Annotated in this window: 23 protein-coding genes; 11 read left to right on the top strand and 12 right to left on the bottom strand. The window is 72.0% G+C overall.

From position 1 onward, the window contains the following. Positions 1 to 136: 136 nt before the first annotated feature. Complete coding sequence (locus tag ACZ4VT_RS26515) at positions 137 to 346, bottom strand: acyl-CoA carboxylase epsilon subunit (RefSeq protein WP_030714248.1); 210 nt, start codon at positions 344 to 346, stop codon at positions 137 to 139. An 18-nt stretch (positions 347 to 364) separates the two neighbouring features. Next, a complete protein-coding gene (locus tag ACZ4VT_RS26520; protein WP_362800364.1) occupies positions 365 to 1,951 on the bottom strand; it encodes an acyl-CoA carboxylase subunit beta in 1,587 nt (528 codons plus the stop codon). Positions 1,952 to 2,082: 131 nt separating this feature from the next. Here ACZ4VT_RS26520 and ACZ4VT_RS26525 point away from each other — a divergent pair, with 131 nt between their 5' ends. The 5 genes from ACZ4VT_RS26525 (at position 2,083) to hutH (ending at position 8,181) form a co-directional block, all read left to right on the top strand. Beyond that, positions 2,083 to 2,949: a biotin--[acetyl-CoA-carboxylase] ligase gene (locus ACZ4VT_RS26525; protein WP_467953264.1), complete on the top strand. Its 867-nt coding sequence runs from the start codon at positions 2,083 to 2,085 to the stop codon at positions 2,947 to 2,949. A 230-nt stretch (positions 2,950 to 3,179) separates the two neighbouring features. Next, complete coding sequence (locus ACZ4VT_RS26530; RefSeq protein ID WP_384350711.1) at positions 3,180 to 4,343, top strand: adenylate/guanylate cyclase domain-containing protein; 1,164 nt, start codon at positions 3,180 to 3,182, stop codon at positions 4,341 to 4,343. 176 nt (positions 4,344 to 4,519) lie between these two features. Beyond that, the gene (locus tag ACZ4VT_RS26535; RefSeq protein WP_351297775.1) at positions 4,520 to 5,320 is read left to right on the top strand and encodes an enoyl-CoA hydratase/isomerase family protein; all 801 of its coding nucleotides are present in this window, start codon (positions 4,520 to 4,522) and stop codon (positions 5,318 to 5,320) included. A gap of 117 nt (positions 5,321 to 5,437) precedes the next feature. Then, positions 5,438 to 6,553 carry a GGDEF domain-containing protein gene (locus ACZ4VT_RS26540; RefSeq protein WP_467953266.1) on the top strand — a complete coding sequence of 372 codons (1,116 nt, stop codon included), beginning with the start codon at positions 5,438 to 5,440 and terminating at the stop codon, positions 6,551 to 6,553. A gap of 86 nt (positions 6,554 to 6,639) precedes the next feature. Continuing rightward, a complete protein-coding gene (hutH, locus tag ACZ4VT_RS26545; protein ID WP_467953267.1) occupies positions 6,640 to 8,181 on the top strand; it encodes a histidine ammonia-lyase in 1,542 nt (513 codons plus the stop codon). Positions 8,182 to 8,264: 83 nt separating this feature from the next. On the opposite strand, the gene ACZ4VT_RS26550 is transcribed toward hutH, so the two are convergent. Beyond that, the gene (locus tag ACZ4VT_RS26550; protein ID WP_467953268.1) at positions 8,265 to 8,597 is read right to left on the bottom strand and encodes a hypothetical protein; all 333 of its coding nucleotides are present in this window, start codon (positions 8,595 to 8,597) and stop codon (positions 8,265 to 8,267) included. Positions 8,598 to 8,743: 146 nt separating this feature from the next. Between ACZ4VT_RS26550 and ACZ4VT_RS26555 the strand changes: the two genes are divergently transcribed. Then, entirely contained in the window at positions 8,744 to 9,046 is a 303-nt protein-coding gene (locus tag ACZ4VT_RS26555; protein ID WP_467953269.1) for a hypothetical protein, read from the top strand. 144 nt (positions 9,047 to 9,190) lie between these two features. Further along, positions 9,191 to 10,450, top strand: a complete 1,260-nt coding sequence (locus ACZ4VT_RS26560; protein WP_467953271.1) for a L,D-transpeptidase — start codon at positions 9,191 to 9,193, stop codon at positions 10,448 to 10,450. Between the two features lie 210 nt (positions 10,451 to 10,660). Here ACZ4VT_RS26560 and msrA read toward each other — a convergent pair whose 3' ends face one another. From msrA to ACZ4VT_RS26580, 4 genes are all read right to left on the bottom strand, one after another. Beyond that, positions 10,661 to 11,323, bottom strand: a complete 663-nt coding sequence (msrA, locus tag ACZ4VT_RS26565) for a peptide-methionine (S)-S-oxide reductase MsrA (RefSeq protein ID WP_467953272.1) — start codon at positions 11,321 to 11,323, stop codon at positions 10,661 to 10,663. Between the two features lie 75 nt (positions 11,324 to 11,398). Beyond that, complete coding sequence (locus ACZ4VT_RS26570) at positions 11,399 to 12,538, bottom strand: hypothetical protein (protein ID WP_467953273.1); 1,140 nt, start codon at positions 12,536 to 12,538, stop codon at positions 11,399 to 11,401. Beyond that, positions 12,535 to 14,133, bottom strand: coding sequence for a M48 family metallopeptidase (locus tag ACZ4VT_RS26575; protein ID WP_467953274.1), 1,599 nt, complete (start codon positions 14,131 to 14,133; stop codon positions 12,535 to 12,537). The genes ACZ4VT_RS26570 and ACZ4VT_RS26575 overlap by 4 nt, the downstream gene beginning before the upstream one ends. 173 nt (positions 14,134 to 14,306) lie before the next feature. Continuing rightward, a complete protein-coding gene (locus tag ACZ4VT_RS26580; RefSeq protein ID WP_467953275.1) occupies positions 14,307 to 15,410 on the bottom strand; it encodes a hypothetical protein in 1,104 nt (367 codons plus the stop codon). Positions 15,411 to 15,485: 75 nt separating this feature from the next. Between ACZ4VT_RS26580 and ACZ4VT_RS26585 the strand changes: the two genes are divergently transcribed. After that, complete coding sequence (locus ACZ4VT_RS26585) at positions 15,486 to 16,643, top strand: cystathionine gamma-synthase (protein WP_467953277.1); 1,158 nt, start codon at positions 15,486 to 15,488, stop codon at positions 16,641 to 16,643. A 199-nt stretch (positions 16,644 to 16,842) separates the two neighbouring features. On the opposite strand, the gene ACZ4VT_RS26590 is transcribed toward ACZ4VT_RS26585, so the two are convergent. The 3 genes from ACZ4VT_RS26590 to ACZ4VT_RS26600 are packed head-to-tail and all read right to left on the bottom strand — an operon-like array spanning position 16,843 to position 18,095. Beyond that, positions 16,843 to 17,097 carry a hypothetical protein gene (locus ACZ4VT_RS26590; protein ID WP_467953279.1) on the bottom strand — a complete coding sequence of 85 codons (255 nt, stop codon included), beginning with the start codon at positions 17,095 to 17,097 and terminating at the stop codon, positions 16,843 to 16,845. Then, positions 17,094 to 17,516 carry a sigma factor-like helix-turn-helix DNA-binding protein gene (locus ACZ4VT_RS26595; protein WP_467953281.1) on the bottom strand — a complete coding sequence of 141 codons (423 nt, stop codon included), beginning with the start codon at positions 17,514 to 17,516 and terminating at the stop codon, positions 17,094 to 17,096. The genes ACZ4VT_RS26590 and ACZ4VT_RS26595 overlap by 4 nt, the downstream gene beginning before the upstream one ends. 57 nt (positions 17,517 to 17,573) lie before the next feature. After that, positions 17,574 to 18,095: a MarR family winged helix-turn-helix transcriptional regulator gene (locus tag ACZ4VT_RS26600; RefSeq protein WP_051837216.1), complete on the bottom strand. Its 522-nt coding sequence runs from the start codon at positions 18,093 to 18,095 to the stop codon at positions 17,574 to 17,576. A 205-nt stretch (positions 18,096 to 18,300) separates the two neighbouring features. On the opposite strand from ACZ4VT_RS26600, the gene ilvA reads away from it, so the two are divergent. Beyond that, the gene (gene ilvA / locus ACZ4VT_RS26605; protein WP_467953283.1) at positions 18,301 to 19,533 is read left to right on the top strand and encodes a threonine ammonia-lyase; all 1,233 of its coding nucleotides are present in this window, start codon (positions 18,301 to 18,303) and stop codon (positions 19,531 to 19,533) included. An 88-nt stretch (positions 19,534 to 19,621) separates the two neighbouring features. Here the strand turns inward: ilvA and greA are convergent, their stop codons facing one another. Together greA and ACZ4VT_RS26615 are read right to left on the bottom strand one after the other, a co-directional pair. Next, a complete protein-coding gene (greA, locus tag ACZ4VT_RS26610; RefSeq protein WP_030009952.1) occupies positions 19,622 to 20,119 on the bottom strand; it encodes a transcription elongation factor GreA in 498 nt (165 codons plus the stop codon). 129 nt (positions 20,120 to 20,248) lie between these two features. Next, on the bottom strand, positions 20,249 to 20,662 hold the full coding sequence (locus ACZ4VT_RS26615; RefSeq protein WP_467953285.1) for a DUF4307 domain-containing protein: 414 nt from the start codon (positions 20,660 to 20,662) through the stop codon (positions 20,249 to 20,251). A gap of 360 nt (positions 20,663 to 21,022) precedes the next feature. Between ACZ4VT_RS26615 and mca the strand changes: the two genes are divergently transcribed. Then, positions 21,023 to 21,904 carry a mycothiol conjugate amidase Mca gene (mca, locus tag ACZ4VT_RS26620; RefSeq protein ID WP_037806444.1) on the top strand — a complete coding sequence of 294 codons (882 nt, stop codon included), beginning with the start codon at positions 21,023 to 21,025 and terminating at the stop codon, positions 21,902 to 21,904. Positions 21,905 to 21,906: 2 nt separating this feature from the next. Next, positions 21,907 to 22,143, top strand: a complete 237-nt coding sequence (locus ACZ4VT_RS26625; protein ID WP_467953287.1) for a hypothetical protein — start codon at positions 21,907 to 21,909, stop codon at positions 22,141 to 22,143. Positions 22,144 to 22,239: the final 96 nt, after the last annotated feature.

Below are 22,239 nucleotides of genomic sequence, written 5' to 3' on the forward strand. Positions count from 1 at the left end.
GGGGCTTCCTGGTTCTGTTTGGGGGGTGTTGTGTGGGTGGGCCGAGGGGGGACTATGCTCCTGTGAGGGTGGGGGGAGGGGGGGGGGGGAGGCACCCCCTCCCCCCCCCCCCCCCACCGGTTCGCATCATCTTCGGCTAGCCGGGCCAGTAGGTACGGCCCCACGCGCGCGGCCCGGGACGCGGCAGCCGGCGCCGTGCCACCCGCGACGGCGTCGACCACTCGTCCGCGACCGGCGGGGCGCCCGACGGTGCCGAGGCCAGCACCGCCGCGCGCGCCTGGACCACCGCCAGTGCGGCGGCCAGCTCCTCCGGGGTCGGATTGCCCTTGACGACCTTGATCACCACAGAGACCTCCTGGAGGGGCTAGAGGGGAATGTTGCCGTGCTTCTTCGGCGGCAGGGACTCCCGCTTGGTGCGCAGCTGCCGCAGCCCCTTCACCACGTGCGCCCGGGTCTCGGACGGCATGGTCACCGCGTCGATGTAACCGCGCTCGGCGGCCGTGTACGGGTTCAGCAGCGCGTCCTCGTACTCGGCGATGAGCCGTGCCCGGGTCTCCTCCACATTGTCCGCCTCCGCGATGGTCCGGCGGTGCAGGATGTTCACCGCGCCCTGCGCGCCCATGACGGCGATCTGCGCGGTCGGCCAGGCCAGGTTCAGGTCCGCGCCGAGGTGCTTGGAGCCCATGACGTCGTACGCGCCGCCGAAGGCCTTGCGGGTGATGACGGTGATCAGCGGAACGGTGGCCTCGGCGTACGCGTAGATCAGCTTGGCGCCGCGCCGGATGATTCCGTTGTACTCCTGGTCGGTGCCCGGCAGGAAGCCCGGCACGTCCACGAAGGTCAGCACCGGGACGTTGAAGGCGTCGCAGGTCCGGACGAACCGTGCCGCCTTCTCGGAGGCGTTGATGTCCAGGCAGCCGGCGAACTGCATCGGCTGGTTGGCGACGATTCCCACCGGGTGGCCCTCGACCCGGCCGAAGCCGGTCAGGATGTTCGGCGCGAAGAGCGCCTGCGTCTCCAGGAACTCGCCGTCGTCCAGCACGTGCTCGATCACGGTGTGCATGTCGTACGGCTGGTTCGCGCTGTCCGGGATCAGCGCGTCGAGCTCGCGGTCGAGGTCGGAGACCTCGGTGTCCGCCTCCTCCGGGAAGGCGGGCGGCTCGGAGAGGTTGTTCGACGGCAGGTACGCGAGCAGCGACTTCACGTACTCGATGGCGTCCTTCTCGTCGCCCGCCATGTGGTGGGCCACGCCGGACGTGCTGTTGTGGGTGCGCGCCCCGCCCAGCTCCTCGAAGCCGACGTCCTCGCCGGTGACCGTCTTGATGACGTCCGGGCCGGTGATGAACATGTGCGAGGTCTGGTCGACCATGACCGTGAAGTCGGTGATGGCGGGGGAGTACACGGCGCCGCCGGCGCAGGGTCCGACGATCAGGCTGATCTGCGGGATCACGCCGGACGCGTGGACGTTGCGGCGGAAGATCTCCCCGTACATGCCCAGCGCGCTGACGCCCTCCTGGATGCGGGCGCCGCCGGAGTCGTTGATGCCGACGAGGGGGCAGCCCGTCTTCAGCGCGAAGTCCATGACCTTCATGATCTTCTGGCCGTAGGTCTCGCCCAGGGCCCCGCCGAAGACGGTGAAGTCCTGCGAGAACACGGCCACCGGACGGCCGTCCACCGTGCCGTAGCCGGTGACGACGCCGTCGCCGTAGGGGCGGGTCTTCTCCAGCCCGAAGTTGGTGGAGCGGTGCCGGGCGAACTCGTCAAGCTCGACGAAGGATCCCTCGTCCAGCAGCAGGGCAACCCGCTCACGCGCCGTCAGCTTGCCCTTGGCGTGCTGCTTCTCCACGGCACGGGCGGATCCGGCGTGGGTGGCTTCGTCGATGCGGCGCTGCAGATCCGCGATCTTGCCCGCGGTGGTGTGCATGTCGATCGGCTCTGACGGATGTGACATCGGGGTCGCGGCTCCCTGCATGGTGTCAACTGCCTGGTCAATTGATTGACTACTGCTCGCTACTGGTGCGTAGCGTATCGGCGGGCATGGCGCTCGGCAGTGCGGCGTTTGACACACCTACTGTGGGTTGCATGACGCCATCAGATGCATCAGCAGGAGCTTCCGCCGGTCGTTGGTCGAGCCTGGAGCGGCCGCCGCTGAACGCCGAGGGGCTGCGGCGGGCCCTCGTGACCGGGGGAGGGCTGTGGACCTCCCTGGAGGTGGTCGCCACCACCGGTTCCACCAATACCGACCTCGCCGCCCGGGCGCCCGAGCTGCCCGAGGGGGCCGTGCTCGTCGCCGAGGAGCAGAGCGCCGGGCGCGGTCGGCTGGACCGGAGCTGGGTCGCGCCGGCCCGGTCCGGGCTGTTCTTCTCCGTCCTGTTCAAGCCGGGCGACGCGGTGCCGCAGGAGCGGTGGGGGTGGCTGACCCTGCTGGCCGGGGTGGGCACCGCGACCGGGCTGTCCCGCGCGGCGGGCGTGGACACCGCCCTCAAATGGCCCAACGACCTGCTGGTCGGCGTGGACGGCGAGGAGCGCAAGACCGGCGGGATCCTCGCCGAGCGAGTCGCCGACGGGGTGGTCGTCGGGATCGGGCTCAACGTCAGCCTCACCGAGGACGAGCTGCCCGTACCGGCCGCGGGCTCGCTCCTGCTGGCCAAGGCCGCCGTCACCGACCGGGACCCGCTGCTGAGGGCCGTCCTGCGGTCCCTGGAGGAGTGGTACGGGAACTGGCGCGCGGCCGGTGGCGACCCCGCCGCCAGCGGCCTCCAGGAGACCTACGCCGCGGGCTGCGCCACCCTCGGCCGCCACGTCCGCGCGGAGCTGCCCGGCGGCCGCACCCTCACCGGAACGGCCGAAGCCGTCGACACCGATGGCCGGCTGGTGATCCGTACGGCCGAGGGACAGCACGAGGCGGTGGGGGCGGGAGACGTCGTCCACCTGCGCTCCGTGCACTGACGGGGCACGGTGGGAATGAGGCCGGACGCGCGGAGAAAAGTGTGGAACCGGCACTTCGGGCGGGTACGGCCTCATGGCCCGCCCGGGCCCGCCGGAGGCGGACCGCGTCGCACGAAAGGGGAGGGGGAGTGAGCTACGGCACACCTGCCGTATGGTTTAGGCGATCCCGGTGCTCGTGGTGATCAACCGGTTCGCAGGGCAGTGCGCACGGAATGGACAGGAGGCGGCCCTTGACCGTCGACGACTCTACGTCCAGCGCGTCCCACGGCGCCGGCGGCTCCTCGTCCGGGCCGGTCACCCCGATCGGCCGTGACCAGCACACCCCGCACCACGAGGTCGACCACACGGCCCAGCCCACGGCGGATCCCCTCGCCATCCGGCTGGAGCAGCTGATCCTCGGGGCCGAGCGCCGGTACACGCCGTTCCAGGCCGCCCGGAGCGCCGGTGTGTCCATGGAGCTCGCCTCCCGTTTCTGGCGGGCCATGGGCTTCGCCGACATCGGGCAGGCCAAGGCGCTGACCGAGGCCGACGTACTGGCCCTGCGCCGGCTCGCCGGTCTGGTGGAGGCCGGGCTGCTGTCCGAGCCGATGGCGGTGCAGGTGGCCCGGTCCACCGGGCAGACCACGGCGCGGCTGGCGGAATGGCAGATCGACTCCTTCCTGGAAGGGCTGACGGAGCCGCCGGAGCCGGGGATGACCCGTACGGAGGTCACGTACCCCCTGGTGGAGCTGCTCCTGCCCGAGCTGGAGGAGTTCCTCGTCTACGTGTGGCGGCGGCAGCTGGCGGCCGCCACCGGGCGCGTGGTGCAGGTCGCGGACGACGACGAGATGGTCGACCGGCGGCTCGCGGTGGGCTTCGCCGACCTGGTGGGCTTCACCCGCCTCACGCGGCGGCTGGAGGAGGAGGAGCTCGGCGAGCTGGTCGAGTCCTTCGAGACGACCGCGGCGGACCTGGTGGCCGCGCACGGCGGCCGGCTGATCAAGACGCTCGGCGACGAGGTGCTGTACTGCGCCGACGACGCGGCGACGGCGGCGGAGATCGCCCTGCGGCTGATCGAGACGATGGAGCTCGACGCGCAGATGCCCGAGCTGCGGGTCGGGATCGCCTTCGGCACGGTGACGACCCGGATGGGCGACGTCTTCGGGACGACGGTGAACCTGGCGAGCCGGCTGACGTCCATAGCCCCCAAGGACGCGGTGCTGGTGGACGGGGCGATGGCCGAGGAGCTCTCCCGGACCGGGGCCGCGCCGGTGTCGGAGAAGGAGGCGGAGGCCTCGCCCGACGAGGTGTCCTACCGGTTCGCCCTCCAGCCGATGTGGCAGCGCCCGGTGCGCGGGCTCGGTGTCGTGGAGCCCTGGTCGCTGACCCGCAGGAAGCCCAAGAACCCCGCCTGACGCGCCTGCGGGCCCCGTACGGGCGCGCCACCCCGAACCCTCCTGCCCACGGGCCGGGGCGCAGCCGTGCCCCGGAATCGCGCGGCCGTGCCCCCGAACCGCGCAGCCTTGACCCGGTGGCCTCCCCGCGCACTAGAGTGCGGCGATAACGCTCGTTAACCGGGAGGGTCGCAGGCATGTCTGAGCAGCGCTTCGGAGAGTTCGTCGCGGTACGTCGGGAGGGCGACGGGCACGTCGCGGAGCTGGCGATGGACCGCCCCAAGGCGATGAACGCGGTGTCGACGGAGATGGCCCGCTCGATCGGCGCCGCCTGCGCGGCGCTCGCGGCGGACCCGTCGGTGCGGGTGGTGGTGCTGTCCTCGACCGCGGAGCGGGCCTTCTGCGTCGGGGCGGACCTCAAGGAGCGGAACTCGCTGTCGGACGCCGAGCTGGTGCGGCAGCGGCCGACCACGCGGGGGGCGTACGGGGGCGTGCTGGAGCTTCCGGTGCCGACGGTCGCGGCCGTGCACGGTTTCGCGCTGGGCGGCGGCTTCGAGCTGGCCCTGGCCTGCGACGTGATCGTGGCCGACGAGACCGCGGTGGTCGGGCTGCCCGAGGTGTCGGTGGGCGTGATCCCGGGCGGCGGCGGTACGCAGCTGCTGCCGCGCCGGGTGGGTGCGGCGCGGGCGGCCGAGCTGATCTTCACGGCGCGCCGGGTGGAGGCGGCCGAGGCGCTGTCGCTGGGGCTGGTGGACTCGGTGGTGCCGGCGGGGCAGGACAGGGCCGAGGCGCTGGCCCTGGCGTCCCGGATGGCGGCGAACTCCCCGGTGGGTCTGCGGGCGGCCAAGCGGGCGCTGCGGCTGGGGCACGGGATGGACCTGGCGGCCGGTCTGGAGATCGAGGACGCGGCCTGGCGGACGGTGGCCTTCTCCGGGGACCGGGCGGAGGGCGTGGCGGCGTTCAACGAGAAGCGCAAGCCGAACTGGCCGGGGGAGTAGCCCTCCCCGTCGCCCCTCCCCGCCTGGATGTCCGCCGCTCGTCCGGCGGGTCCCGGGCGGTGTCTCCGCAGCGGCGTCACGCGTACCAAATCGGACAAAACTCCCTAACCTGGGGTGATGGGAGTCGACGGGCGGCTGCGGGCCGTGGTGAGCCTCGCGCAGGCGATGGCCGCGGCCTGCGCGCCGCGGGACAGTGTGCGGGCGGCGGCGCGGGGGGCGCGCACGGCGCTGGACGGCTCGTTCGCCGCGATCTCCGCGTGGGAGCGGGAGCGGGGGCGCCTGCGCGTGCTCGTGAACGAGGGCGAGCGGCGGGCGGGGGAGGAGGAGTTCCCCGAGGACGAGTCCTACCCCGTGCACGACTTCCCCGAGATCACCGAGTTCCTCCACGAACGGTGGGTCGGCGGCGGCGGACCGCACGCCTGGGTCGAGAGCGCCGTGGGCGACCGGCCGGGGCGGCGCGGGCAGGCCCTGCGCCACCGCGGCCGCGGTACCTGTGTGGTCGCGCCCGTCGTGCTCAGCGGGCGGGCCTGGGGCGAGCTGTACGTGGCCCGGGACGAGGGGCTGCCCGACTTCGACGGGGACGACGCCGAGTTCGCCACCGTGCTCGCCGCCGTGATCGCGGCCGGCCTCGCGCAGAACGAGCGGCTGGAGGAGGCCCGGCGCCTGGCCTTCACCGATCCGCTGACCGGGCTCGCGAACCGGCGGGCGGTCGACATGCGGCTCGACGAGGCCCTGGAGGAGCACCGCCGGACCGGGGTGGTGGTCAGTCTCGTCGTGTGTGACCTGAACGGGCTGAAGAAGGTCAACGACACCCTGGGCCACGCCATGGGGGACCGGCTGCTGGAGCGGTTCGGGTCGGTGCTCAGCCTGTGCGGGGCCATGCTGCCCGGTGCGCTGGTGGCGCGGCTGGGCGGCGACGAGTTCTGCCTGGTCGGGGTCGGCCCGAGCGCCGACGAGGTGGTCCGGGTGACCGAGGAGGTGTGCACCCGGGCGGCGCAGCTGGAGCTGGGCGAGGGCGTGGCCTGCGGGGTGGCCTCCACCGGGGACCCGATCGGGCCGGTGAAGTCCTCCCGGCGGCTGTTCCGGCTGGCCGACGCCGCCCAGTACAAGGCGAAGGCCGCGCGCTCGGCGGGGCCGGTGGTGGCGGGGCGGGACACCGCGGTGGTCCGGCTCGCGGACGCCGCCGCCCAGGAGGCTCCGGGGGAGCGGCGCCGGTTCCGCGGGCGGCAGTGAGCGTAAGGGTTACTCGTCGGTCGCGATCGTGACAATTTCCGCTAGTGACATGGAGCGATTCAATCCGTAGGGTGCTGAATATGGATATGCACACTGTTGTGGTCGGGACCTCCGGGACCACTGCCGAGGACGTCATCGCCGTCGCCCGCGGCAACGCACGGGTCGAGCTGTCCGGCGAGGCGCTCGACGCACTCGCCCGTGCCCGCGAGATCGTCGACGCCCTCGCCGCCAAGCCCGAGCCCGTCTACGGGGTGTCCACCGGATTCGGTGCCCTCGCCTCCCGGCACATCAGTCCCGAGCTGCGCGCCCAGCTCCAGCGCAACATCGTCCGCTCGCACGCCGCCGGCATGGGCCCGCGCGTCGAGCGCGAGGTGGTCCGCGCGCTGATGTTCCTCCGGCTGAAGACCGTCGCCTCCGGGCACACCGGCGTACGTCCCTCCGTCGCCCAGACCATGGCCGACGTGCTCAACGCCGGGATCACCCCCGTCGTCCACGAGTACGGCTCCCTCGGCTGCTCCGGCGACCTCGCGCCGCTGTCCCACTGCGCGCTCGCGCTCATGGGCGAGGGCGACGCCGAGGGCCCGGACGGAACCGTCCGCCCCGCCGGCGAACTGCTCGCCGAGCACGGCATCGAGCCCGTCGAGCTCCGCGAGAAGGAGGGCCTCGCCCTCCTCAACGGCACCGACGGCATGCTCGGCATGCTCGTCATGGCCCTCGCCGACCTCGGCAAGCTCTACACCTCCGCCGACATCACCGCGGCCCTCACCCTGGAAGCGCTGCTCGGCACGGAGAAGGTCCTCCAGCCCGAGCTGCACGCCATCCGCCCGCACCCCGGCCAGGCCGCCTCCGCCGCCAACATGGCCGCCGTCCTGAAGGGCTCCGGGCTCGTCCGCCACTACCAGGAGGAGACCGCCCCGCGCGTGCAGGACGCGTACTCCGTGCGCTGCGCCCCGCAGGTCGCCGGCGCGGGCCGCGACACCATGGCGCACGCCGCCCTGGTGGCCTCCCGCGAGCTGGCCGCCGCCGTCGACAACCCGGTGGTGCTGCCCGACGGGCGCGTGGAGTCCAACGGCAACTTCCACGGCGCCCCGGTCGCTTACGTGCTGGACTTCCTGGCCATCGCGGCCGCCGACCTCGGCTCCATCGCCGAGCGCCGCACCGACCGGCTGCTCGACAAGAACCGCTCGCACGGCCTGCCGCCGTTCCTCGCGGACGACGCCGGCGTGGACTCCGGTCTGATGATCGCCCAGTACACGCAGGCCGCCCTGGTCAGCGAGATGAAGCGGCTCGCGGTGCCGGCCTCCGCCGACTCGATCCCCTCCTCCGCCATGCAGGAGGACCACGTCTCGATGGGCTGGTCGGCCGCGCGCAAGCTCCGTACCGCCGTCGACAACCTGACGCGGATCATCGCCATCGAGCTGTACGCGGCCACCCGCGCCATCGAGCTGCGCCACGGGCTCACCGCGGCGCCGGCCAGCCGGGCCGCGATCGAGGCCGCCCGCGCGGCGGGTGTGCAGGGTCCCGGGCCGGATCGTTTCCTCGCCCCTGACCTGGCCGCCGCCGACGCGTTCGTCCGCTCGGGCGGTCTCGTCGCCGCGGTGGAGCCGGTGACGGGCCCGCTCGCCTGACGACGGGCTCTGGTGTGCGGCGATGGGCCGCTCCGGGATCTCTCCCGGGGCGGCCCTTCCCGTTCACCGGGAGCGCGCCCCGTTCAGCGGGAGCGGGAGGGGGACGCGGAGTGGGAGCGGCGTACGGAGAAGGCCACGCACCCGGCGCCGACGCCGAGGCAGAGCGTCCCGCCCAGCAGGTACGGGGTGGTGTCGACGGAACCGGTGTCGGCGAGCAGGACGGACGGGGTCTGCGGACCCGCGGCGTCGGCGCTCTCCGTGCCGGTTCCGCTCCCCGCGGTGTTCGCGCCCGCGGGCACTCCGGAAGGGCTCTCCGCGGCCCCTGGTGAGGTGGCGCCCGCGGAGGGCACGAACCACAGGGCGGCGAGGAGGGTGGTCGCTCCGAGAGCGGTGAGCAGCGGTCGGCGTGCGGACACGGTGCGATCCCCCTTGTGGCAGCAGCGAATTGGCCGTGTGCGGTGATGCTACGGAAAGGGGCGGGTCGTGGGAAAGTCAGGGCTTCCGCGGGCTTACTCTCCGTCGTATGAACCCTTCTGAGACATCACGTTACGTCCGCCTTAGGGTGGATCTGGTCCTTGAGGTGCCGGACGCCCAGGCACTCACAGGAGCCGCGCTCGCGCACATCGAGGCCGACGAGTTCATGCCGGACGAGGAGCGCGGCCACGCCGAGTCCGCCGTCAGCGAGGACGAATCCGAGGCCCTCGCCTACCTGGTGGACCCCACCGACCTGGTCGTGGGCATCCCGGGCGTGGAACTCGCGCAGGCCTCCTGGAGCAGCGAGCCCGTCGAATACGACCCCGAGTCGATGGAGTGGGACCTCGACGAGGAAGATGGGGAGTTCGACGAGGAACCCGACAACGCCTGACCGTGTGGTTGCCCACATCCCCACCGAATGTGGAACCGGCCGGCGCCGTTAACGCGTTGTCAGGACGAGGCAGGGGGTGATTCCCCCTGCCCGGCCCGCCCCGGGACGGCAGCCCCGGGGTATCCGGCAACGATGGAGTGACGTGTGAGGACGGACAGCAAGCGACGGAGAAGGTCCCTGGCGGCCATATCCGTCGTGCTCGGCGGTGTACTGATGCTCTCGGCGTGCAACGACGGGGGCGACGACAAGCCGAAGGGCAACGGCGAGGCCAGCAAGTCCCAGGCGGAGGCCGACGCGGCAGCGGCCAAGGACGCGTCGAAGGCGAAGATAACCATCACGCCGAAGGACGGCGCCACCAACGTCGGCCTCAACGACGCCGCCAACGTCGCCGTCAGTGACGGCACGCTCACCCTGGTCGAGCTGAAGACCAGCGAGGGCGCGGCCGTGGCCGGCAAGATCGCCGCCGACGGCAAGAGCTGGAAGCCCGACGCCGCCCTGAAGCGCTCCACGAAGTACGCCCTGTCGGCGACGGCGAAGGACGCGGACGGCCGCGAGGCCCACGAGAACGCCTCCTTCACCACCGTCTCCCCCGAGAACAGCTTCGTGGCCTCCTTCGTCCCGGAGGAAGGCCAGACCGTCGGCGTGGGCATGCCGGTCTCGATCACCTTCAACAAGGCGATCAAGGACAAGAAGGCCGTCCAGGCGGGGATCTCGGTCTCCTCCAGCAGCGGCCAGGAAATCGTCGGCCACTGGTTCAGCCCGCAGCGCCTCGACTTCCGCCCCGAGCAGTACTGGCAGGCGAACTCCACCGTCACGCTGAAGCTGGCACTGGAGGGCGTCCAGGGCGCTCCCGGCGTCCAGGGCGTCCAGAGCAAGACCGTCACCTTCAAGATCGGCCGCAGCCAGGTCTCCACGGTCGACACGAAGACCAAGAAGATGACGGTCACCCGGGACGGCGCGGTCCTCAAGACCATCCCGATCTCGGCGGGCTCCCCGGAGAACCCGACGTACAACGGCCAGATGGTGATCTCCGAGAAGTTCAAGGAGACCCGGATGGACGGCTCGACCGTCGGCTTCAAGAACGAGGAGGGCAAGGGCGAGTACGACATCAAGGACGTCCCGCACGCCATGCGGCTGTCCACGTCCGGCACCTTCATCCACGGCAACTACTGGGGAGCCGACTCGGTCTTCGGCAGCGCCAACACCAGCCACGGCTGTGTCGGCCTGAACGACGCCAAGGGCGCCGGTGACCCGAACCAGCCCGCGGCCTGGTTCTACGACAACTCGCTCATCGGCGACGTGGTCACCGTGGTCAACTCCCCGGACAAGACCATCAAGCCGGACAACGGCCTCAACGGCTGGAACATGAGCTGGGCGGACTGGAAGGCCGGCTCGGCCGCCTGACGCCGCGCGAGCGGACGCGGCCGAACCGGCAGACGGACGGCGGGGAACCCTCGGGGTTCCCCGCCGTCCGTCTTTTCACGGAGGCCGAAAACCGCTGGGCCGTAGGAACGGCGGCGCGGCGTGGGCACCGCCCTGTGGGAGCGGGTCCGCGAGAAGCTGCTCGCGCAGGGCCGGACCTCGGTCGCCGCTTTGGTGGACCGCACGGGGCGGTCACTCGGCCGTGGCCACGCCGATCGGGCAGGAGACGCCCGTGCCGCCGATGCCGCAGTAGCCGCCCGGGTTCTTGTCCAGGTACTGCTGGTGGTGGGCCTCCGCGGGCCAGAAGGGGCGGTCCGCCGCCGGGAGGACGGCCGTGGTGATCTCGCCGTAGCCCGACGAGGCCAGGACCTGCTGGTAGGCCGTTCGGGAGGCCTCCGCCGTCGCCTGCTGGGCGGGGGAGTGGGTGTAGACCGCCGAGCGGTACTGGGTGCCCACGTCGTTGCCCTGGCGGAAGCCCTGGGTGGGGTCGTGGGACTCCCAGAACAGCTTGAGGAGGGCCGCGTACGAGACCTGGGACGGGTCGAAGACCACGCGGACGACCTCGGTGTGGCCGGTCAGGCCGGAGCAGACCTCCTCGTAGGTCGGATTCTCCGTGAAGCCGCCCTGGTAGCCGGCCAGCGTGGTCCACACCCCGGGGGTCTGCCAGAACTTGCGCTCCGCGCCCCAGAAGCAGCCCAGGCCGAAGTCGGCCACCTCAAGGTGCGCGGGGTACGGGCCGGACAGCGGATTGCCGAGCACGGTGTGCTTCTCGGGCAGGGCGAAGAGCGGCTCCGCGCGGCCCGTCAGGGCCTCCTCGCGGGCGGGCAGCTCGGGCGTACGGCGGTACGAGAACATGGATTCCCTCCTTGTGGCAGTGACAACGGAAAGGGGCGGGCCGGGATTCCCCGGCCCGCCCCCTTTTCCTCCGTGTCAGAGGCCCGGCGTGGCCACGCCCACGGCCCAGTCGCGGGCGTACAGGTACCGCCGCTTCGGCTCTCCCGCGTACGACCACGGCAGGGCGCCGATGAACCCGTCGATGTGGCGGAACTGCTCGACCGCCTGCTCGTCGCGGTCCTGCCAGAACAGCAGGTACGCCAGCATGTGCCGGATGCGCGCCGCCCCGGGGTGGTCGTCCCCGGCCGCCGCCAGGTCCAGGAGCGCCGCGTCCACCGCGGCGACGATCTCCGGCTCCTTGAAGAACGTCTCGGCCGCCAGGTCCTCCTCGTCCGTCTCCTGCTCGAAGTACGCGATCAGCGGCAGCAGGGACAGCAGGTCACCGGGCCTGCCGACGGCCGCCGACTCCCGCGCGAAGGCCAGCGCCAGCTCGTGCGAGCCGCGCCACTTCCGGCACCAGTACTGCAGGCCGCTGACGTGCGACCACAGCACCTTCGGGTCGCGCCTGACGACCTGGTCCCACAGCTCCCGGTACCGCTCGTGCGAGTAGCCCAGGCCCTGCCCGATGGGCTGCTCCACGATGTACGGGGTCGGGTCCGCCGGGTCGGCGAGGCGCTGGGCCTCGTGCGCGGCCTCCTGCGCCTTGATCAGCAGGTCGTGGAAGAGCCGGAACTGCTCCTGCGTCGTGCGGCTGCCGGACTGGCCGCCGCGGACGTTCCACGCCACCATGATCGCGGTGTCCGCGTTGACCAGCGCCGCCGTCGGGTCGGCGGGCCGCGCCGCGCGCCAGGCCAGCAGCCAGGCGTCGTCCTCGGCGGCCGCCTCGGCCAGCGGGCGGACCCGCTCCATGCGCTCCTGCCAGTCCTGTCCGGCCGCCCCGATGTAGGCGGCTCCCGCCTCCCAGTCGCCCGACCGGACGGCCTCCAGGACGCGGGTGCGCTCCGGCGGCACCGGAGCGGGGTTCTCGGTGTCGAGGTCGGCCTCCGCGACGAAGCCCAGCGCGACCACCGCCGCCGCCTTCTCGGCCTTCCGGCCGGCCTCGATGGCCTCCGTACCCGCGTTCAGCGTGCCGATCTCGGCTTCCAGCCGCTTCGCCTTGCGGATGAAGTAGACGCCGCGCAGGAACTTGAACGCGGCGGCCGCCAGCAGGAGGCCGAGGATGTAGAGACCGATCACGGGGCAAGCACCAGCTTTCGCAGGGATTCGGTGTCGGGCTGGTCGGAGACGACCGCGTCCAGGGCCGGGCCGAGCTGCTCCTCGAACCCGTCAGCCGTGTAGACGAGCGCGGCCGACTCGGACCAGGACAGCTGCCAGCGGGCGGCGCCGCGGGCCGTCAGCTCGACGCTGACCAGCTGGTTCAGGGAGCGCCGCAGCACCGGGCGGGCGAACTCGCGGGCCGTGCGGCCGGTCGCGGCCGCCGCCTGCTCGGACTTCGGGAAGCGGTCGGTGATCCGCCAGCGCACCGCCGGGTCGGCGTCGACCGCGTCGAGCAGTTCGGCGAGCCCGGGGCCCGCGCCCTCGGCGGCGAAGGCCTCCCGGATGTCCTCCGCGCCCTGGCCGACGTACAGGGTCATGGATTCGTGGACGAGGTCCTCCCAGTCGACCCGCTTGAGCGCGAGTGCCTCGGGGGTCAGGACGACCTGCTCCAGCGCGGCCAGCGCCGCGTCCGCGTCGGCCAGCAGCTCCAGCGCCGGACGGGCGGCCTGCCCGGCGCGGCCGTCGTCGGGCAGCGCCTCGATGCGGGCCACGCGCTCGGCGAGCGCGGGGTGGGAGTCGTACGGGGACGTGGGCTCGGTCGACAGCTCCCGGCGCAGCTCGTCCAGATCGGCCGAGCGGGCGTCCAGCAGCCGGCGCAGCCCGCCGAAGACCTGACCGGGCCGGGGCAGCAGACCGGCGCCGACGCCGAGGGTGGCGTACGAGCTCATGTAGAAGTCGTGCGCCGAGTCGAGGGCGTTCAGCTCGCGCAGCGCGGAGGCGGCGGAGTCCCGGCCGGCGACCCGGACCGAGGCGAGGTCGGCGGCGAGCTCCTGACGGCGGGAGGCCGAACGGGTGGCGCGCATGTAGAAGTTGCCGTAGGCCATGTAGATCTTGGCCATGGCGCGGTACATCGCACCCTCGCCCGTGGTGTCGACGCCCTTGGCCTTCTTGCCCTTGGCGATCCGCTTCTCGTCCCTCTTCTCCTGCTTCGCGCGCTCCTTGGCGACCTTGCCGTCCGCACGCTCGTGGAAGTGGCCGATCGTGCGGATCAGCTGGGCGCGGCCGCGGGCGATCAGCGGGGTGAGGCGGGTGTCGAAGTTGGCGTAGTGGCCCATCTCGTGGGCGAGCACGGCGCGCAGCTGCATCTCGTCCAGGCCCGTCATCAGCGGCAGGCCGAGGTAGAGGCGACGGCTGCCGGGCCGCAGGCCCAGCAGCCGGGCGTCCTCGCTGACGGCCGCGTTCACCTCGTCGATCAGCACGATCTCGTCGGGCGCGCGGGTGCCGACCTGCTGCGCGATGTCACGCACGGTCTGCCACAGCAGCGGTTCCTGCGCCTCGCCGACGGTGATGCCGGCGGGCGGCTCGCCCTTGGGCGTGCGCAGCATGAACATGCCGCGCACGATCGGGACGGCGAGGACGACGGAGACGATGACGAGCTTGAAGACGATCGGCCCGTGCAGCCCGGTGACGAGGGCGTAGTCGACGCCCACGAGGGCGGCCAGCAGAACGACGCCGAGCAGATAGAAGCCGGCGAGCAGGACGAGAGCGCGCAAGGCGCGCAGTGAAGCGCCCATTTAGGACAGATCCCCCCACGGGATGAAAGTGGTGCGAAGTGCGTGGCGGGAGTCGGAGGCCGCCGCCTGCCGCATCATGCGGCTCAGTGGTCACTTACAGCAACTTTATTCGCCAGGGATTCCTGCCGGCCCGTGGGGGTGGGGGTGGGGACGCTCGGGCTCGGGTTCGCGACCTACTGGGGGAGGGTCGCCGGCGACCCACCGTTCGCCTCGTACCCCGCCACCGCCAGCGCCCGGTACACCGCGTACGCCGCCGCCGGGTCCTCCGACTCCGACCACGGCAGCGCGCCCACGTACCCGTCCACGTGCAGCACCTGCTCCATCGCCTCCGCCCAGCGCTCCATGTGGACCAGGAACATCAGCAGCAGGTGCCGTACGTGCGCCTGCATCGGGTCGTCCTGACGCGCCGTGTTCACCGCGTACAGCGCGCCCTCCACCGCCCGCCTCACGACCGCGCTCTCGTAGTAGGCGGTCATGACGATGTCGGGCGTGTTCTCGTACACCGAGAACAACGGCAGCGCCGCCAGCAGCGAGCCCTGCGGGGCGCGCGCCGCGGCCGCGTGCGCGAACGCGTCCGCCTGCTCCCGCGAGCCGTGCCACTTCGCGCACCAGTAGTGCAGCGCCGCGATGTGCGCCCCCATGTGCTCGGGCGCCCGGTCGATGACCTTCGCCCACAGGGCGTCGAACTCCGCCTCCGGGTACGCCAGACCGCGCGCGATCGCCAGCTCCGTGATGTACGGGACCGGATCCTCCGGAGCCTGCAGCGCGGCCCTGCGGCACGCCTCCCGGGCCTCCTCCAGGATGATCCGGTGATCGGTGGACCCGACCCCGCCCGAGTGCCGCCACGCCTGCTGCACCAGCAGCTCGGCGTGCACCTGCGCGCCGCCCGCGTCCTGCTCCGCGTCCAGCCGCCACGCCTTCAGCCACTGCGCGCCCACACCCGGCTGCGCCACCAGCTCCAGCGCCGCCGCACCGCCGAAGGCCTGCACGCGCTGCCAGCGCCGCTCGCCCTCCCGCGGGGTCCCGGCGAGCAGCTGCGAGGCCGCCTGCCACTGGCCGGTGCGCCGCACGTTGTCGAGGGCGTCCATCAGGTCCTGGTCGGGCCCGGGGATGCGGATGTCGAGCTCTTCCTGCCGGTCGAATCCGTAGTTCGCCGGGTCCGCCGCGTCAGGGCTGCCCGGCGCGACCAGGCGGATGCCGCCGCGCCTGCGCCGGATGTACGGACCCACGATGAACACGATCATGAGCATCGCGAACAGCAACCACAGAATCTCCATGCCTCCAGCGAACCAGACCGAGGGGGCCGCAGGCCAATAGGGGACCCCAACCCGGGCTGGGCATAGCATCTGACCATGAGCGACGACAGCCACGAGCACCAGAGCTTCGAGACCCGCGCGATCCACGCGGGCAATACGGCGGACCCGCGGACCGGCGCGGTCGTACCCCCGATCTACCAGGTCTCCACGTACAAGCAGGACGGCGTCGGCGGCCTGCGCGGCGGATACGAGTACAGCCGCAGCGCCAACCCGACCCGCACCGCGCTGGAGGAGAACCTCGCGGCGCTGGAGGGCGGCCGGCGCGGGCTCGCCTTCGCGTCCGGACTGGCCGCGGAGGACTGCCTGCTGCGTACGCTGCTCTCCCCGGGCGACCACGTGGTCATCCCCAACGACGCGTACGGCGGCACGTTCCGCCTCTTCGCGAAGGTCGTCTCCCGCTGGGGCGTGGAGTGGTCGGTGGCCGACACCTCCGACGCCGATGCCGTACGGGCCGCACTCACCCCGAAGACCAAGGTCATCTGGGTCGAGACCCCCTCCAACCCGCTGCTCGGCATCACCGACATCGCCGTGGTCGCCGACATCGCGCGGACGGCCGGCGCCAAGCTGGTCGTGGACAACACCTTCGCCTCGCCCTACCTCCAGCAGCCGCTGGCGCTGGGCGCGGACGTGGTCGTGCACTCGCTGACCAAGTACATGGGCGGCCACTCCGACGTGGTCGGCGGCGCGCTGGTCACCGCGGACGAGGCGCTCGGCGAGGAACTGGCCTACCACCAGAACGCGATGGGCGCGGTGGCCGGCCCGTTCGACTCCTGGGTCGTGCTGCGGGGCATCAAGACCCTGGCCGTGCGCATGGACCGGCACGCGGAGAACGCGGGCAAGATCGTCGAGGTGCTGAAGCGGCACCCGAAGGTCACCAAGGTCCTCTACCCGGGTCTGCCCGAGCACCCGGGTCACGAGGTCGCGGCCAAGCAGATGCGCAACTTCGGCGGCATGGTCTCCTTCCAGGTCGCCGGCGGCGAGGAAGAGGCCGTCGCGGTCTGTGGCCGCACCAAGATCTTCACGCTGGCCGAGTCCCTGGGCGGCGTCGAGTCCCTCATCGAGCACCCGGGCCGCATGACGCACGCGTCGGTGGCCGGCTCGGCGCTGGAGGTTCCGGCGGACCTGATCCGCGTCTCGGTGGGCATCGAGAACGCGGACGACCTCATCGCGGACCTCACCCAGGCCCTGGGCTGACCCCCCGCCCCGCCGGGCTCCGCCCGGACCCCGGCGGGGTCCCGGCCTTCCGGCTGCGCCGTGCCAAACCCAGGCCCTCCGGGGCAACCCCGGCCCGGGCGGAGCCGGGTTCCTGGGGCTCCGCCCCAGACCCCGCGCCTCAAACGCCGGCGAGGCCGAAAGCCAGGCCGGGCTGGAACGGCGGCGGAGCCGGGTGGGGCTACCAGCCCTCCAGGGGTGGGGAGATGCCGCTCGGCGGGGCGACCCAGGGGCGGGTCAGGGAGGCCCAGACGGTGAAGGCCACCGCGGCAGCGAAGAGCACGGCCCAGCCGAACCGCCGCAACGCCCGCCGCCGACGCAGCAGCCGACCGCCCCGCGCCGCCGCCCCCGCCGCAAGCCCCGCCGGCACCACCGGGTACGGCCCCTCCAGCAGCTGCCTGACCTGGGCTTCCTTCCGGTCCGGGAGCCCGCTCACGCCGCCTCCCGGGACCTCAGCGCGGCCACGGCCCGATTGCACAGCACCCGTACGCGCTCGACCGTCAGCCCCAGCTGCGCCGCCGCGACCTCCTCCGCGACTCCTTCGTAGAGCCGCAGGACGAGGACGAGCCGCTCCGGCGGGCCCAGCCGCGCCAGTACGCCGGTGCCCCCCTGGTGGCGCCAGCCGGTCCGGGCGAAGGCCGAGCACAGCTCCTGGCGGGTGAAGTCGTACGGGTCGTCACCGCGCAGCCGCGGCCAGTTCGCGTACGTACGGGCGAGCGCGCCCGCCAGCAGCCGGCGGGCCGCCTCCGGTTCGCCGGTCAGCAGCACCCCGACATGCAGGAGCCGCCCCGCCGCGCCCGCGACGAAGGACTCGAACTCCGCGTAGGAGCCAGCGTGTTGATCAACCACCCGCATAGTCCACATAGTGCGGGCAGTGGGACCGTCCAGGTCAAGAGGACGGACGGACTCCGCTCAGGAGGCCGGGCCGGCTTCGGCCACGGCCGCCATGAGTTCCGACAGCGACAGGTTGAAGCGGGTCAGCAGTCCGGTGAAGGATTCCCGCTCGTCCTCGCTCCAGCCCTCCGTCACCCGGGCCATCAGCTCGCGCCGCGAGGAGCGGACCTCCTCCAGCCGCGCCAGCCCCCGCGGGGACAGCGCGAGCACCACGGCCCGCCCGTCCTCGGGGTGCGAGGTCCGCTTGACCAGACCGCTGTCGACCAGCGGCGCGACCTGCCGGGTCACCGTGGAGGAGTCGATTCCCATGCCGCCGGCGAGCGCCTTGACGCCCATCGGGCCCTCCAGGTCGAGCCGGTTCAGCAGCAGGTAGGCGGCGCGGTCCATCGAGTTGCGGGCCTGACCCACACCGCCCAGGCGGGTCTGCTCGGCGCGGCGGGCGAAGACCGCCACCTGGTGCTGGAGCGAGTCGAGGAGACCGCCTCCGGCGGGCGCGTCGGCCGCCGCGGGCAGGTCGGAATTGGCCGGGGTGGAAGGCATGGCCGTGGGCTCTCTTCGCGTGGGTCCGACAAGGATGGGGGACAGAGTACGCGGCCGTGCGGCGGCCCGTACGCCTCGTACGAGAACTGATACGGCCCGTCCGCGCGACCGTCCCGGCCGCGTCCCGGATGGCGAGATTTCGCCCCTCCCGGAGCCCGCCCCTCCGCCCCGAGCCGCCCCGACCGCGGGCTGCGAGACTGGCGGCATGAACTACCGCGTGCCCCAGCCCGTCCCGCAGGTCATCCTCGACGACGTCCGGGGGGCTCAGAAGATGCTCTCCGGCGTCTCCCGGGTCACCGCCATGGAAGGCAGCCGGCACCTGTCCTCACTCACCGGGTCCCCGGTGCACCTCAAGTGCGAGAACCTCCAGCGCACCGGCTCCTTCAAGCTCCGCGGCGCCTACGTCCGCATCGCCGGCCTGCGCCCCGAGCAGCGGGCCGCCGGCGTCGTCGCGGCCAGCGCCGGCAACCACGCGCAGGGCGTGGCGCTCGCCTCCTCCCTCCTCGGGGTCCGCTCCACCGTGTTCATGCCGGTCGGGGCGCCGCTGCCGAAGGTGGCCGCGACCCAGGAGTACGGCGCCGAGGTGCGCATGCACGGACAGGTCGTCGACGAGACCCTCGCGGCCGCCCAGGACTACGCGGACCGCACCGGCGCGGTCTTCATCCACCCCTTCGACCACCGCGACATCATCGCGGGCCAGGGCACGGTGGGCCTGGAGATCCTGGAGCAGTGCCCGGAGGTGCGGACCATCCTCGTCGGGATCGGCGGCGGCGGTCTCGCGGCCGGGGTCGCCGTCGCCGTGAAGGCGCTGCGGCCCGACGTGCGGATCATCGGGGTGCAGGCCGCGGGCGCGGCCGCGTACCCGCCCTCGCTCAAGATGGGGCACCCGATCTCGATCGACGAACCCGTCACGATGGCGGACGGCATCAAGGTCGGCCGCCCCGGCGACATCCCCTTCAAAATCATCGGCGAGCTGCTCGACGACGTGCGCACGGTCTCCGAGGACGCCCTCTCCAGCGCGCTGCTGCTGTGCCTGGAACGGGCGAAGCTGGTGGTCGAACCGGCCGGCTGCAGCACGGTCGCGGCCCTGCTGAGCGAGCCCGAACTGTACGGCGGCGGACCGGTGGTGGCCGTCCTGTCCGGCGGCAACATCGACCCGCTGCTGCTCCAGCGGATCCTGCGGCACGGCATGGCGGCGGCGGGCCGGTACCTGTCCCTGCGGCTGCGCGTGGCCGACCGTCCCGGGGCCCTGGCCGGGCTCCTGGGGGTGTTGTCAGGGGTGGATGCGAACGTACTGGATGTGAGCCACGTACGGACCGACCCGCGACTGGGGCTCACGGAGGTGGAGGTGGAGCTGCACCTGGAGACGAAGGGCCCGGAGCACTGCGCGGAGGTCGCGCGCAAACTGCACGCCGCGGGATACAAGGTGATGAGCTAGACGGCGTACGACGATGCCCGGCCGGGAGAACCGAACCCGGCCGGGCATCGTGCGCGAAGCGGAAAAATCAGAAGGTGACCGAGGGTGATCAGCCGGTGAACGGCTTGACGTCCAGGATCTTGACCGAGGCCTTCTTGCCGTTCGGCAGCTCGTACTCGGCGTCCTCGCCGATGGCCTTGCCCAGTACACCGCTGCCCAGCGGGGACTGGGGGGAGTACGTCTCGAAGTCCGAGGAGGCGTACTCGCGGGAGGCCAGCAGGAACTCCATCGTGTCGTCCTCGTCGCCGTCGAAGGCGATCTTGACGAGCGTGCCGGGGGCGACGACGCCGTCGGACGCGGGCGCGGTGCCGACCTTGGCGTTCTCCAGGAGCTGCGTGAGCTGGCGGACCCGGAGCTCCTGCTTGCCCTGCTCCTCCTTGGCCGCGTGGTAGCCACCGTTCTCGCGCAGGTCGCCCTCCTCGCGGGCGGCTGCGATCTTCGTGGCGATCTCCGTGCGGGCGGGACCAGAGAGGTAGTCCAGCTCCGCCTTCAGCTGGTCGTACGCCGCCTGGGTCAGCCAGGTGACGCTTTCGCTCGTCTGGGTCACGGGTGCTCCTCGTCGGTACAGGGGACTACAAAGCCGCCAGCGGCGGACGAAACCACGAGCCTAACAATTCGGGAAGGAAAGAGGGAGGACCCCAGAGGCTCATTGCCCCGTCGGCCGCGTCGTCAAGCCTCAGCGGCCGGAAGCCGCCGGCTGGCAGCCGACCAGCTCGATCATCGTGGCACGGCTCGTCGTCCTGAGGGACACGACCTCGTCCACGCGGCTCTCGGGCTGGGCGAAGGTGAAGTCGGCACGGCCCACCTCGCCGTGCTCCTTGTCCTGGGAGCTCAGGGAGCAGACCCCGGTGACCGAGGCCTCCTTGCGGACCTCCAGGTGCACCTTGACCTCGGTGTCCGAAATCACCTGAAACTTGATCACTTCGGCGCTCACGCTCTGCCCCGCGATGTAGTCCCAGCCGATCCAGCCGACCACACCCAGCAACAGAGCACCCAGCGCGGCCCCGATGATCTTGAGCTTCCGGTCCGCACGCTCGTCCGCCGACCGGCCGTACCGGCCCTCAGGCAGTCCCTCGCGCACCGCGCTCATGATCGTTTCCTCTCTGCGGGGGCGTCCCGTCCCGCCGCCGGTCGGTCGCCTGACAACTGGAGCATGCCATGGCCCCGCGGCCCGAGAGGAATCGGATCGGCATCGAACGCGCGCTGCGTTTTTTCGTTCACTCGTTCGTGCGGCCGGGGTTCCCGGGAGCTCCGGCGGGCGGCGCCTCCAGGTTCGTCACGTGACGGCGTGGGCGGGAGGCGAAGAGACGGCCCCGCCCGGTTCACCTTCCGCGTTCGCGTTTCGTCCACTGAAGGACGGTCGTCAGGAATCCCCCCTCGTCGTCGATTGCTGAGAGGAGGAGTCAATATAGAAGCCGACCGTCGCGCCCGAATCGCAGAGGATCCTGTCTTGACCGAGCAGCTTCGACTGATGGCCGTCCACGCCCACCCCGACGACGAGTCGAGCAAGGGCGCGGCCACCATGGCCAAGTACGTGTCCGAGGGGGTTCCGGTGCTGGTCGTCACCTGCACCGGTGGCGAGCGCGGCTCCGTGCTGAACCCCAAGCTCCAGGGCGACAAGTACATCGAGGAGAACATCCACGAGGTGCGCGCCAAGGAGATGGACGAGGCCCGCGAGATCCTCGGCATCGAGCAGGAATGGCTCGGCTACGTGGACTCCGGCCTTCCCGAGGGTGACCCGCTGCCGCCGCTGCCCGAGGGGTGCTTCGCGCTCGCGGACGTCGACGAGGCCGCCGGGGAGCTGGTGAAGAAGATCCGCGCCTTCAAGCCGCAGGTCGTCACCACGTACGACGAGAACGGCGGCTACCCGCACCCCGACCACATCATGACCCACAAGATCACGATGGTGGCCTTCGACGGCGCGGCCGACACCGAGAAGTACCCCGAGGGCGAGTTCGGCCCGGCCTACCAGCCGCAGAAGCTCTACTACAACCAGGGCTTCAACAAGCCGCGCACCATCGCCCTGCACGAGGCGCTGCTCGCGCGCGGCATGGAGTCCCCCTACGGCGAGTGGCTGGAGCGGTGGAAGGAGTTCGAGCGCAAGGAGCGGACCCTGACCACCCACGTGCCGTGCGCCGACTTCTTCGAGATCCGTGACAAGGCGCTCATCGCGCACGCCACGCAGATCGACCCGGACGGCGGCTGGTTCCGCGTCCCGATGGACGTCCAGAAGGAGGTCTGGCCCACGGAGGAGTACGAGCTCGCGAAGTCGCTCGTCGACACTTCCCTCCCCGAGTCCGACCTCTTCGCGGGCATCCGGGAGAATGCGTAGCTATGAGCGCTACGCAGGCAGCACTGACCCAGCTCCTCCCGCTGGCGGGTGACACCTTCGACAAGAACAAGGTGACGCCCGGCCTCCTCGGCTTCGTCGTCTTCGCGGCCCTCGCCGTCGGCGTGTGGGCCCTGATGAAGTCGATGAACCGGCACATGGGCCGGGTGAACTTCCAGGAGGCCCCCGAGCCGGCGGCCCCCTCGGCCGCCACCCCGGGCGAGGACGCCTCCCGGGCGTAGCCCGTCTCCACCCGTTGCCCTTGGCCTGGCCGGCCGGTTCGCAGCAGTCCCGACGCGCGGCTCCACTGCTGGGGCCGCGCCTCAAACGCCGGCGGG

The sequence above is a fragment of the Streptomyces sp. NPDC029164 genome, assembly GCF_055563995.1.